Origin of the sequence: Peribacillus muralis, assembly GCF_001439925.1 — a bacterium.
Lineage (GTDB): Bacteria > Bacillota > Bacilli > Bacillales > DSM-1321 > Peribacillus > Peribacillus muralis.
In genome coordinates, this window is record NZ_LMBV01000015.1 from 1 (window position 1) to 13,541 (window position 13,541).

At 33.8% G+C, this 13,541-nt stretch carries 12 protein-coding genes; 4 read left to right on the forward strand and 8 right to left on the reverse strand.

Annotated elements, in window-relative coordinates; genetic code table 11:
• Positions 1 to 470 precede the first annotated feature (470 nt).
• Positions 471 to 668 (forward strand): hypothetical protein, encoded by a 198-nt coding sequence (locus tag ASU00_RS16670; RefSeq protein ID WP_057914613.1) that lies wholly within the window; start codon positions 471 to 473, stop codon positions 666 to 668.
• Between the two features lie 513 nt (positions 669 to 1,181).
• Positions 1,182 to 1,379: a hypothetical protein gene (locus ASU00_RS16675; RefSeq protein ID WP_057914614.1), complete on the forward strand. Its 198-nt coding sequence runs from the start codon at positions 1,182 to 1,184 to the stop codon at positions 1,377 to 1,379.
• Between the two features lie 484 nt (positions 1,380 to 1,863).
• On the opposite strand, the gene xylB is transcribed toward ASU00_RS16675, so the two are convergent.
• The 8 genes from xylB to ASU00_RS16715 form a co-directional block, all read right to left on the reverse strand.
• Positions 1,864 to 3,363: a xylulokinase gene (gene xylB / locus ASU00_RS16680; RefSeq protein ID WP_057914615.1), complete on the reverse strand. Its 1,500-nt coding sequence runs from the start codon at positions 3,361 to 3,363 to the stop codon at positions 1,864 to 1,866.
• A gap of 69 nt (positions 3,364 to 3,432) precedes the next feature.
• Complete coding sequence (gene xylA, locus ASU00_RS16685; RefSeq protein ID WP_057914616.1) at positions 3,433 to 4,764, reverse strand: xylose isomerase; 1,332 nt, start codon at positions 4,762 to 4,764, stop codon at positions 3,433 to 3,435.
• Positions 4,765 to 4,856: 92 nt separating this feature from the next.
• On the reverse strand, positions 4,857 to 5,999 hold the full coding sequence (locus ASU00_RS16690) for a Gfo/Idh/MocA family protein (RefSeq protein WP_057914693.1): 1,143 nt from the start codon (positions 5,997 to 5,999) through the stop codon (positions 4,857 to 4,859).
• 23 nt (positions 6,000 to 6,022) lie between these two features.
• The gene (locus tag ASU00_RS16695; protein WP_057914617.1) at positions 6,023 to 6,991 is read right to left on the reverse strand and encodes a sugar phosphate isomerase/epimerase family protein; all 969 of its coding nucleotides are present in this window, start codon (positions 6,989 to 6,991) and stop codon (positions 6,023 to 6,025) included.
• A 128-nt stretch (positions 6,992 to 7,119) separates the two neighbouring features.
• On the reverse strand, positions 7,120 to 7,731 hold the full coding sequence (locus ASU00_RS16700) for a DUF624 domain-containing protein (RefSeq protein ID WP_057914618.1): 612 nt from the start codon (positions 7,729 to 7,731) through the stop codon (positions 7,120 to 7,122).
• A gap of 10 nt (positions 7,732 to 7,741) precedes the next feature.
• Positions 7,742 to 8,578 (reverse strand): carbohydrate ABC transporter permease, encoded by an 837-nt coding sequence (locus ASU00_RS16705; RefSeq protein ID WP_057914619.1) that lies wholly within the window; start codon positions 8,576 to 8,578, stop codon positions 7,742 to 7,744.
• A gap of 3 nt (positions 8,579 to 8,581) precedes the next feature.
• Positions 8,582 to 9,517 (reverse strand): carbohydrate ABC transporter permease, encoded by a 936-nt coding sequence (locus tag ASU00_RS16710; protein ID WP_082630394.1) that lies wholly within the window; start codon positions 9,515 to 9,517, stop codon positions 8,582 to 8,584.
• Between the two features lie 49 nt (positions 9,518 to 9,566).
• Positions 9,567 to 10,835, reverse strand: a complete 1,269-nt coding sequence (locus tag ASU00_RS16715; RefSeq protein WP_057914620.1) for an ABC transporter substrate-binding protein — start codon at positions 10,833 to 10,835, stop codon at positions 9,567 to 9,569.
• Positions 10,836 to 11,062: 227 nt separating this feature from the next.
• On the opposite strand from ASU00_RS16715, the gene ASU00_RS16720 reads away from it, so the two are divergent.
• Both ASU00_RS16720 and ASU00_RS16725 read left to right on the forward strand, forming a co-directional pair.
• On the forward strand, positions 11,063 to 12,787 hold the full coding sequence (locus tag ASU00_RS16720; protein ID WP_057914621.1) for a sensor histidine kinase: 1,725 nt from the start codon (positions 11,063 to 11,065) through the stop codon (positions 12,785 to 12,787).
• The gene (locus tag ASU00_RS16725; RefSeq protein ID WP_057914622.1) at positions 12,787 to 13,527 is read left to right on the forward strand and encodes a response regulator; all 741 of its coding nucleotides are present in this window, start codon (positions 12,787 to 12,789) and stop codon (positions 13,525 to 13,527) included. The genes ASU00_RS16720 and ASU00_RS16725 overlap by 1 nt, the downstream gene beginning before the upstream one ends.
• Positions 13,528 to 13,541: the final 14 nt, after the last annotated feature.

Sequence of the window (13,541 nt, forward strand, 5' to 3'; positions counted from 1 at the left end):
CCTTACAGGAAGTTATATGCCAGTAAGTGGTGGCGGTGAAATGAATTAATAAAAATAAGGCCAGATATCCTTTAGATATCTGGTTTTTTATCATTCATAAGCGATTGCTATTTTTATTTCCGATTACGATTGTCAGGGTAACCCTTCTTCAATTCCAATGAAAGAACGAAAGTCTTTCATTATCTGTGTCGCTATGAATTGTAGCATGGTTGGCAAATGGGGTAGGTCTTGGCTTCAACATTAGATTTTTTATGGACAGCTAACGGTGAATGACTTTTAAGATTTAAGATGAAGGTCGCTTTTTTTATTCCTTAAGAAGGATTGTGAAATAATGCACTTAAACTATAGGGTGCGTTAGTTTATGATCGGAGCTTCTATAAGGCAGTGGGACTAAAGGGGCAGGTTAGTTCAACAAGGAATAATGCATTTGAAATAGAATTTATATAATACCAATTAAGGAAGAAGGTTGAATGATACTGATTAATGCAGTTTTTTCATATGTTCTTCTCGGTGTGATAATTTTCTACGCCTTGGAATGGGCAGCTGTTGGTTCAGGTTTTAAGGTACTAATTGGTGGGTGTTTTGGTTTATTTTTATATATAGCTATTCATTTTAGTAAGAACAAAAAAATAATGAGTAATACGGAAGAGCTCGATGACAGGCAATAATATCCTAAAAGGTGTCTTACTTCAATAAGGGAGTTGCCTTTTGCAGCTCTTTTTCTTATGGAACTAACGGTGCGTTTGCTTAAGATCGGAGCTGTCTTTAAGATAGCTTTTTTCTGATGAAACTAAAGAGGCAGGATAGTTCATTAAGAAAAGTGAAAGGTTAATCCAATTAATTGTTTTTATGTTAAAGTTGATCAGTCTATTTTTTAAAAGGGTACATATGAGAGCGCCTTCAGAAGCTAGTGATAGATTTTTTTTATGTTAACGATAGAATGGAGTTTGTGAAAGATTAGACGTACCTCTAGTAACGCGTAATGACAGTAAAATCTGTATTTTAGGAAAAATATAATAAGTTAAGTATTATAATTTGATATGAGGTAATTAGCTAATTTCTAGGAAAAACGGGGCTGTACCAAAAGTCAGGAGTATGACTTTTAGGGGCAACCTCTTTTTTAAAATTTATGCACCAAAAAAAATCGCCCATTGTAGTAATTAGAAGAAAAGCACATCACAATGGAGAATTACTATCTAGACGGAACGAAGATTGAAGCAAGTGCTATCAAGTTTTCATTTGTCTGGAAAAAGGCGACGACGAAATTAGAGGCGAAGCTACAAGAGAAAATCGAAGAAACGTACCAACAGATTCAAACCATTACAGATGAAGAAGGTCATGAACTCTCTAGAGTTTGTGAAGGTTTGTACTTAAACTAACGGGTGCGTTAGCGCTACAAAAAGTCCGCCTATTGGCGGACTCATGAAGAAATAATGCACTAGAACCATAAAATTCGATAAATGCTGTGGACTGGCAGCGCATTTTATCCAGTCCACAGCAGGGCACATTCCTAACAATTTCATTACATTTTAAGTTAATAATGATTCAAAAGAAGATGGTTCATAAGCTAGCTCCATAAATACTGTGAAAAGAGCGAGCTTGACGGATTCAATTCCAAGTTTATGAATATGAGGAACTTATGATCTAGTACATTTCGCTAGATGGAGCTACAAATCCTGGGATATTAACATTTTCGGTGGAGCAAGGGAAAACCAGGAGATTACTTCATACGGTTTCCTATTGCTAACTTCCTGTAATAAGGTATGCATGTATCTATTTTAATTGAATAAATTATTGAGTTATTCAATTAACTAAGAAAAAACTGGTATTAAGCAATCGGACAGAATAGTAGTTTGGTTTCCTTTATTTTCTATATATTTTTAGTATATTGTTAAGATCTTTCGTTTTTGTATAGATACTTTTATAAATATCGAATAATACTTTATACTTTTTCACATTGTCTTTATTTGGATGGAATTCAGTTGCGACTCGAATGAATTTATTGGAACAATCTTCAAGTGAAGAGAACCAGCCTGAACCGTATGCTGCGAGCATTGCTGCACCAATTGATGGTCCTTGTTCATTCTCTAACTTCATAATTACAGCATTAAAAATATCTGCTTGAATTTGCAACCATGTATCATTCTTAGCCCCGCCGCCAATTGAAATTATTGAATCAATTTTTTTGCCGCCATCTCTAAAAATATTAATAGTTTCACAAAGAGAGAATGTAACCCCTTCAATTACTGCACGTACAAAGTCAATACGTTTATGAGAAGCATCTATTCCAATAAAACTACCTCGAATATCGGCATCAGCATACGGGGTCCGTTCTCCAAATAAATACGGTGTATAGAGTAAACCATGGGATCCTGATGGTATACTTTCTAATTCATGTAGTAGTGTTTCAAAATTTTCACCCTTTGCAAATGTTTCTTTAAACCAGCTTAAGCTGTGACCAGCAGACAAGGTAACTCCCATAGTGTAGAATGCGTTTTCTTTTCCGTGATTAAAACAATGGACTTCGTCTCCAAGTTCATGATCTGTGCATTGTTCATACGATAAAATTACGCCAGATGTTCCAATACTACACAATGTTTTTCCTTCAAATAAGATCCCCGCACCTATTGCACCACATGCGTTATCTGCCCCGCCTGCAAATACTTTCGTAGATTTTGAGAGCCCTGTTTCATCTGCAAACTGTGATGTAATTGTTCCAATAAAGTCATGTGATTCTATAAGTGGAGGACAAATTCTAGGATTAATATTAAATAGATTACAAATCTCCACACTCCACAATTTTTCCTTAACATCTAAAAGTAGGGTCCCAGCTGCATCTGAATATTCAGTATGAATTTGTCCAGTCATGCGGTATCTTAAATAGTCTTTTGGGAGTAAGAAAACATGAGTATTATTAAATATATCCAATTCATTTTCTTGCACCCAAAGGAGCTTTGGAAGTGTAAAACCTTCTAAAGCTGGATTTTTTGTGATTTGTAATAATTGTTCTTTCCCTAAAACGTTATAAATTCTCTCACATTGTGCAGTTGTTCTAATATCATTCCAAAGTATTGCATTCCTCAAAATTTCTCTTTTTTCATTTAAAAGGACAAGGCCATGCATTTGACCAGAAAAACTAATACCTTCAATATCATTGATATTTCCTTCAAAACCTGCTACAAGTTCTTTTAGTGCGAGGGTTGTTTTTTTTATCCATTCCTCAGGTTGCTGCTCACTGTATCCTGATTTTTCATGAATAAGAGGATAAGCTTGTAAAGCTTCACCACATACCCGACCATATTGATTTACTAACAAAACCTTTACTGCACTTGTACCTAAATCAATACCAATTACATATTTCATATTAGTTTTTCATCCTTTTCTACAAAGCGACTGAACAATATTTTTTTCAGTCGCTGAGAACTAATTTATTTATACTGTAACATTCGATAACGAATCTAATAAATAGTGATTAATTTTAGCCTTTAACATTTCTTGTCGACCAGAATTATTCCTAATAGGGTTATTTTGTAGTGCATATGCTTCAAGTGTATGGAAGTTTGCTAGTCCTTCCACAACCTTCAGGCCAATTCCTTCTGTAAAGCTGTGATAACGTTCATCAATAAAATTATCAAATACACCGTCTTCAATTAGTCTGTACGCTACTTTTAAGCCAATTGCAAAACTATCCATGCCTGCAATATGAGCGTGGAATAAATCTTCAGGATCAAATGAACCGCGTCTTACTTTTGCATCAAAGTTTAATCCACCTTTACCTAGGCCATCATTTTTAAGAATCTCATACATGGCTAATATAGTGGCATATAAGTCTGTTGGGAACTCATCAGTATCCCATCCGAGCAGTGTATCACCCTGATTTGCGTCAACAGACCCCAGCATGCCATTGATTCGCGCCGTCCTCAACTCGTGCTCAAATGTATGCCCCGCAAGTGTTGCATGGTTTGCCTCAATATTAAATTTAAAGTTACCTTGTAAATCATATTTTTGTAGGAAAGAAAGTGCGGTTGCTACATCAAAGTCATATTGATGTTTTGTCGGCTCTTGTGGTTTTGGTTCTATAAGAAATTGCCCTGTGTAACTAATTTCTTTTGCGTAGTCTATTGCCATGTGATAGAAGCGTGCTAAATTATCAAGCTCAAGGTTCATATTGGTGTTTAATAAAGTTTCATATCCCTCACGTCCTCCCCAGAATACATAGTTTTCAGCACCTAACTCTTTTGCAATTTCTATTCCTTTTTTTACTTTTGCCGCAGAATAGGCAAATACATCAGCATTACATGAAGTTGCTGCACCATGTACAAAACGAGGGTGAGTAAACGCATTTGCTGTATTCCATAGTAGTTTTGTTTTACTGGTTTTCATATAATCTTTAATCATCATTGTAATAGTATCTAAATTTTCATTAGTTTGTTTTAAACTTTTACCCTCTGGTGCCACGTCGATATCATGGAAACAGAAGAAGGGAACGTTAAGCTTTTCAAAAAATTCAAATGCTGCTTCTACTCTTGTTTTGGCTAAGTCCATTTCAGAATAATGATTCCATGAACGAAGCATTGTACCAGCACCGAATGGGTCTTCGCCGTTTCCTGTAAGCGTATGCCAATATGAAACACCAAAACGCAAATGTTCCTCCATTGTTTTCCCACCTACCAATTCTTCTGAATTGTAGTATTTAAATGCAAGTGGATTAGTTGAACCTTTTCCTTCGTATTGAATATTAGTTACGTTTTTAAAATAGGTCACTTTTATTCCCTCCCAGTTTTGATTAAAAAACACTTTTCACACGAAGTAGCAGGTAAGAGTGGATAATTTCATGCTGGAATAGATTGCTCTGCTTAATTAAGCAAATCTGAGATAGAAATCCATTTTTTTTTATGGGAAGATAGTTCAACTGCTTCTAAAACGGCTTGATTTCTTACACCGTCTGTAAAGTTGGGTGATGGACTAAACCCTTTATCTAAACCATTCATCAAGTTAACCATTAAGTTAATGAACGTATGTTCATAACCAATACTATGACCTGCCGGCCAATAAGCTTCCGCATAAGGATGAATTTCCTCTGTACAATTAATCTTTCTAAACCCCTGTAACCCAGGCTCATCATCATGAAAGTAGACTTCTAAATGATTCATATTTTCCATATCCCAACGAATTGAGCCCTTTTCACCATTAATTTCAAAACGATTTCCATTTCTGTTTCCACCTGCGAAACGAGTGGCCTCAAACGTTCCAATTGATCCATTTTCAAAACGTGCAATAAAAATACTTGTGTCATCTACATCTACTGTTCCTGTCTTGTCACTTGCTCCCTTTCCGTTTAAACCAGAGCTAGACGTGACGATAGGACGTTGATTAATGAACGTTTCTAAAATCCCACTGACTTCTTTAAATTCACCATTTAAAAACCTTGCTAAGTCAATACTGTGGGCTGCCAAATCTCCATGTGATCCTGAACCGGACACAACTTTGTCTAAGCGCCATGTGAGAGGGAACTGTGGGTCCATAATCCAATCCTGTAAATAGGTAACGCGAATGTGAAATATCTTCCCTAGGCGTCCATTATCAATTAAGTTTTTGGCCAATTGAACAGCTGGAACAAATCGATAATTATGATTCACCATATGGATTACCTTATGTTTCTCTACAGCTTCTAGCATACGTTTAGATTGTTCTAGTGTCATAGCTAAGGGTTTTTCACAAAACACATGTTTTCCAGCTTCAGCTGCTGCTATGGCTATTTCAGCATGACTATTGTTGGGAGTCACAATATCAATTAAATCGATATCATCACGTTTGATTAGTTTTTTCCAATCTGTCTCATAGCTTTTCCATCCCATCTTACTTGCAGCTTCTCTAACGCTTTCTTCATTTCTACCACAAAGTGCTTGTAAAACAGGTTCTACATTTGTATTAAAATAAAAAGGGATATCTCGATACGCATGAGAATGGGCTTTTCCCATAAATTTATAGCCCACCATGCCAATCCGAACTCGTTTCTTATTTACACCCACCACATTTCAGCAGCTCCTTCTTTAATTAAATTGTTTTGTAAGAAAGAAATTGCTTTTTCCAGGCCTTCTTCAACACTCATTAACCCATCTTCATGTTCAATGCTAATTGCTCCATCATAACCAATACTTTGAAGAACACTAATGATTTCTCTCCATGTATCTTCGCCATGGCCAAAACCAACAGTCCTAAAGATCCAGGAGCGACTGGTAAGGTCACTATAACTTTTTGTATCTAGTACACCGTTTAAAGAGTTATTTTGATGATCGATTTTTGTATCTTTTGCATGGAAATGATATAAAGCATCCTCTTTACCTAATTCTTTAATACAAGCTATAGGATCCATCCCTTGCCAAAAATAATGGCTCGGATCAAAGTTAACTCCAATTTGGTTTCCACATTCCTTCCGTAATCTTAATAATGTTTCTGTGTTATAAACAGCGAATCCTGGATGGGGCTCTATCGCTACTTTTACGTTGTTTTCATTTAAAAATGTATTCTGTTCTTTCCAATATGGAATAATCTTTTCTTTCCATTGCCAATTTAGAACATCTGAAAAGTCACGCGGCCATGGGCACGTAATCCAGACGGGGTGTAAAGAATAATCCGATTCACCTGGACATCCTGAAAAGGTAATAACATTTTTTACACCTAGCTTTGATGCAAGACGAACAGTATCTTTGAATGCTCGATGATGTTGAGTGGCAATGTTTTTATTTGGATGTAGAGGGTTTCCATGACAACTTAGGGCGCTAATTTGGATTCCACGTGAATCAAATGTATCTTTAAACTTTTTTAACTTCACTTCATCATTTAATAAATCTGCAGGTTTACAATGAGAGTCACCTACATACCCACCTGTTCCAATTTCTACGTTCTCTAATCCTTTATCTTGAATATAATCTAAAACTTCCTCTAACTTTTTTTCGGAAAACAATGCTGTGAATACACCTAGTTTCAAGCAGATCACTCCTTTACACCTTGAAAAATTATTAATGAAGAACGATATATTCCTAACCATTCTAAAACTATTACTTAGTAGATTTTGATGATAACCCTTACATTTATCTTTTCGTAAATAAGTCACGTTCAGGTTTGTTTTCCATCCTTGAAAGAAATAGTGTCACGAGTTAACACGACTATTAACAATATTAGGCTCCATGTGAAAAAGATGAAAAGAACATTCCATTTTATACTTAGAAACCCTACAATTAATAATCCAGACAGAATAGTCAAACTCTGTTTAGGAAACAAAAAAATGTCCACTAGAGAATTTTTTAATATTGCATTCACTTTTGTAAAATGCCTACTGCTTGAACTTAATGAATATAGTAGAGTAAGTGATATCACAAGTAACAAGTATATAAATATCATAAAGCCAATGGTTGAAAGAGGTCCGTTTAATCCCACCATATAATAAGCATCAAAGCCTATCAACGTGAGTAAAGGACCACCGAAGAGCATAATCCGATTTGATGAAACAAATAGCTCTTTGTATACTTTGAAATAATATGAAATTAAAGGAACATCTTTTCCATCTTTCCATTGTTTCAGGATAACCAAAGCCGTTGAAACGGCAGGTCCTATACCGAAAATAATGCCTCCAATTATAGTCGATAGAATTATCAATAAATTAAGAATTGCTAGCCGTGAAAACCAAATACAAATAGTCATTATTAAATCTTTCTGTTCATTTATCATATTGCACCACCTACTTCACAGAGCCATTTGTCATGCCTGAATAAACAAACCTTTGTAGAACCAAAAACAAAACAATAGTTGGAATTATAATCATAATAACTCCAGCACAAATGACATTCCACTCACCACCAAAAGGTCCCATGAATTTGTAAGCTACTGTAGAAACTACTGAAAGTTCTTCTGAAGGTATATACAGAAATGGAATATAAAAATCATTGTAAATAGCTATGGCTTTTATAATAATAACGGTTGAAGTAGCAGGAGCCAATAAAGGAAAGATAACCTTTGTGAAAATAGTGAAATAGGAGGCTCCTTCAATCATTGCTGCTTCATCCAGTTCTTTAGGAATGGATTCTATGAACTGTAGGTAAATATAAATCATTAGCACATCTGCGCCTAAATATAGTAATATCGGAGCAAAAAGTGTGTTATTCACTCCAAGGTTCGTAATAATTCCATAGGTAGATACTTGTGTTGTAATAGATGGAATCATGATTGCGACCAAGTAGGCTCCCAGTATGACTTTCTTTAGTTTAAAATCAAATCTTCCTAAGGCATAGGCAACACAAGACCCAATGATGACATTACCAATTAGTGAAATCACTAATATAATAGCTGTGTTTTTAAACGCTACATCTAAGTTTCCTTGTTCAAACACTACTTTGTAGTTTTCAAAGTTTAAAAAGCTGTCTGGTAAAGATAATTTGTCCGTATTTAAGTATTCAATCTTGGTTTTAAATGAAGAAAATAGCACAACCAATGGTGGTATTAACACAACAATTGCACCGATTAAAAGAGAAATATACTTAGTTAAATTCCAAGATATTTGTTTAATATTCCCTTTCATATGTTAGTCACGCTCCTTTAACAATAACCTTTGTCCTAAAGTAATAGTCCCGACAATTAATAGAAGTATCACTGACATTGCAGACGCTAAACCAAAATTACTATACTTAAAAGCTGTATCGACAGTAGAAATAACAAAAGTCATACTATCATTTGCACCCTTGGTCATTATGAAGGGGATCTCAAAAACAGAAATTGCTCCAGAGACCGTGAGAATAAGGTTTAGTTCAAAAACTTTCTTTATACTAGGCAATGTGATGTATCGAAATGTATTCCATCCAGAGGATCCATCAATTTTAGCTGCTTCATAAATCTCTTTTGGTATTGATTGAAGAACGCCAAGAAAAATGATTAGACTTAAGCCCATGTGTCTCCAAATAGAGGTAGATGCTAAAGCATAATTTACAAGGTTTGAATTTCCTAGCCAGCTATGTTGTAAACTATCTAATCCCACCAAAGAAAGTATTGTATTTAACGTTCCCTCAGGTGAAAAAAAGATTGTAAAGATTAATGCGATGGCTACACTGTTCATAATGTAGGGCATAAATAGAATTGACTTGAATACATTCCTTGCTCTTATCTTAGAGTTGAGCAAAACAGCAAAATACAAAGCTAAGAATAATTGTAAAAGTCCGCCTCCTAAATAATAGAGGCTCGTTTTGAATACTGAGAACATCTCAGGGTTAATAAAGATATCTCTATAATTACTAAATCCCACCCAATCCTTTGTTGGACTAAACCCATCCCAATACGTAAAGCTAAGGTAAAATAATTGAAGTGCTGGGTATAAAGTAAAGACACATAGTAATAGTAGTGGGACAATTAAAAAAGAAAAAAGTAAGATTTTTCTTTGAGTTTTGTAAGAGATGGTGGGAAGTCTGTCTCTAATGGATTTGTTTATTGAACTTTTCAATGTACTTTGATAATTTATATTTGCCATTGAGTTTCCTCCATTCCATTTAATCTAAATGACTATCTTATTTCTTGAATTAATCTAGCCCTAAGTCTTTCTGGGCTCGGTTCCATTTAGTATTTAACTGATCTAATCCCTTATTAAAGTCTTTAGCTAGGATCAAATCTTGCACATATTGTCCTAGATTAAAGTCAATCTGAGCTTTATTAGAAATCTTGACAAATTCATCTGTCATAGGTACTTCTTCAATTAATTTTGGATTTTGAGACAAGTATTTCTTCAGAGGCCCATCGTCCAGAGTTTTGTTTTTAAGTGTAGGCACGAAACCTGTGACTTTTTCATAACCAGAATCTTCAATTAAAAATTTAACAAACATCTTGGCTGTTTCTTTATTTTCACTATTTTTACTAACAGCATAATTCCAATCAGGAGACATAAGAGATACTGATTTACCTTGTTTATCCCCTACAAAGGACATAAACCCTATATCTTCTGGTTTCCCTCCTGCATCAATTACTTGATTGATTACCCAACTTCCCATTGGTATCATGGCAACCTTGCCGTTAGCTAAGTCTGATTTTGATTGGTTCCAATCTGTAGACATTAAATCCTGTTCTGTATAGTTGTTATCGATAAATGTTTTTAGGATACCCAGAACTTGTCCATATGGTTTACTTGGTAAGAAGGGATCTCGTTCCCCTACAAGGTTATTACGATAAGTTGGATCTGAAGAGATTGCATATCCCCAATCCCTCCAAACACTTAAAGGCCATTGAGCACTGAAGTTTGTAGCTATAGGAATAATTTTCTTACTTTTTAGTTTTTCACATGCAGCATAGAATTCTTCTAAAGTTTTAGGTGTTTTTTTAATTCCGGCTTTTACAAATGCTTTTTTGTTATAAACGATCCCTTGAATGGTAACTCCTGAAGCAACACCATACATTAGCCCTTTGTATGCCTTATGATTTTGGAAATATACTTTATTCTCAAACCCTAAATCATCTAAGGGTTCAAAAAACATGGGAAGTTGTGATTGTTGTACACCATTTGGGATAAGTAAGACATCTCCATAATCCTTTGAAGACATCCGAACTTTTACATCATTATCATAATTTTGAAGGGTTTCAAATTTAACTTCATCCACATCAGGATATTTTTCTTTGAATCTTTTTTCAAAATCTTTAAAAGTACTTCCCATATCTGTACGGTTAGTAAGGACGGTAATTTTACCTTCCACATGATTTTCTTTTACTCCTACATCGCTTTTTTCTGTATCTCCACATCCACTAAGTAATAGAGCTAAAGTTAGAACGCCTAAACTAATTCTTTTCCTCCATTTCTTCATAAAATAGCCTCCGTCTGTTTATTTTTTTGTTTGCGCTTACATAGTGATTATCTCCAAGTTTAAAATATGATTCTATGTAATATTTCTAGTTTTTGTTGTATTGTCTTAATATTCTTTATAATTAGTTCTATATAAGTTTTTAGAAAGGGTAAAATACTTTTGTAATTATTACTAAACTAAAACTAATAAAATAAATTAGTTGCTCGTAAAGGAGTTTGTGAAAAGTTTTGAGATGGTTTAAAAATTTGAAACTATATAAAAAAGTAGTAATGATCTTTCTTGTCGGTAGTTTATTAACATGTGTTACTACTATGATTGCTTTTAATAACATTTTAAAATCTTTTAAGGATAATACGATTGATTCTACATACAAGCTTGGTGAACAGAATATATCCACCATAGAAAATAGTATTGATGACATGAAAAAAGTAGAAGAGAACATTAATAATTCTTCTGAGATAAAGGAAAAGTTAACAAAATTTAATGATTATCCATTTAAATTAAACCGATATTTTGAAGATAACAAAGCTAGGTTTAAAGAAGAATTAGAATTTAAGAGACTACTGCAGAGGTACATAGTTAGTAATAATTCTTTAAGTAACATAAGTGTGGTTGATACTACAGGAAGGGTGTACTCAGCAAAGAATGGAAGTTTAATTACTCCTACTCTTCATAAAAATTACCAGAAGATAATGGAAGAAATAAACCATAGTGAGAGTAATTTTTCTATCAATACACCTAGCTTGAATAATAGTCCATATGAATTTTCTATCATGTACTTGCTAAAAGATATATTTTCAGAAGAGGTTCTAGGGATTGTTGTAGTAGAGAGTAATTCGTATATCTACCATAAGGAACTAGAAGATTTAAACACAATTACCAGTGGTAAAAGTAAGCTGGTATGGAATGACTCCACACTAAATCCAGAAAAGCAAAATTTTAGTAGGGGAGAGCATGAGATTTTATTAAAGGTTCCATCGAAAGCTTACCCTTTAAATCTTGTCATAAGTGTACCCTTTTCAGAGTTAGCTAAGGATGCAAGTCGTATTCAACAGCTGCTATTAGGAATAGTGTCTATCCTGTTAATTATACAATTATATATGCTTAAATCTTTATTCCGTAATATTGTTCAACCGATTCTTCAATTAATTAAGCAGATGCAATCTGTAAAAAAAGAAAACTTAAATGTTATTGAAACAAAGAAACGCAAAGATGAAATAGGCTTACTATATTATCATTTTAATGAAATGATCAGGTTTTTAGATATTCAAAAAAAGGAGAATAAACGAATCATGAGAAAGAATAGAGAAGTCGAACTAGATGCGTTGCATAGTCAGATCAACCCTCATTTTATCTATAATACATTAGAAACCATCCGGATGAATGCAGAAGTGAATGATGATGAAGAAACTAGTCATATGGTATTTTTACTTAGTCAATTAATGCGATATAACATGTATAAAGGATTTGAAATTACTACATTAAATAATGAGCTAAAGCATCTTTCAACGTATTTAGAGCTACTAAACTATCGCTTTAATAATAAGTTCACTTTGAAAATATACAGCGATAATGAATTCTTAAATATTAAAGTAATGAAGATGCTCTTTCAGCCAATTTTAGAGAATACAGTGATTCACGCTTCAAAATCTCCAAACCAAGTTATAAATGTTTCAATTTTGTTTGAAAGAATTGATCAATATTTAAAGATATATATATCAGACGATGGAGTTGGAATGACAGATAACCAACTTAAGCAAGTTAGAGAGAACTTAATGATTGATAAAAATTATCCTGTCACTAAAAAATCTGGAGGTATAGGACTTAGAAATATTAATGAAAGACTCCATATTTTATACGGTAACAATTATAGTTTAGAAATTAAGAGTAAACAGTACCAAGGAACCACCATAGAAATATCTATAATCCTAGAAGGAAAAGAGGAAGATTAATGCTGAAAATTGTAGTCGTAGATGACGAAATTCGAATTAGAAAAGGGCTTACAAAGATTATAGAGCGTAGTAATGAAGATTATCAGGTAATTCACCAATGTGAACATGCCATAGAAGCTTTAGAAAAAATCAATGCAGAAGTCGATGTCCTTATCACAGATATTAGGATGAGTGGAATGGATGGACTTTCACTGTTGGAGGAAGCGAGAAATCGATTTCCACGTTTGGAGTGCATTGTTATATCAGGTTTCGGTAATTTTGAATACGCACAACAAGCCATCCGATACGGTATTAAAAGATACATATTAAAACCTATTAACAAAGATGAGTTATGTGAAATTCTGCACCAGATAAGTGATACCAAAAAATCTATATGTCCCCAAAAAACTTCTAGCACGAATCATCCTATTATAAAAAAAATTCAGTACTATATTTACGATAACTACTCAGGAAAGCTAGATTTGAATACATTAGCTCAACATGTGTTGCTTAATCCTACTTATATAAGTAAATTATTTAAAGAACAAACAGGCAAAAATATTACGGATTTTATTATTCAAGTTCGAATAGAACAAGCAAAAGACTTGCTTAGTGGACCAACTTCTATGAAAACCTATGAAATTGGTCATGTAGTTGGGTATCCTGATCCAGTGTATTTTAATAAAATTTTTAAAAAACATGTTGGTTTTACTCCAAGAGAATACCAAAACAACACAAGAAAATCTAAAGATAATGCATAGTAAATGTTTATAAA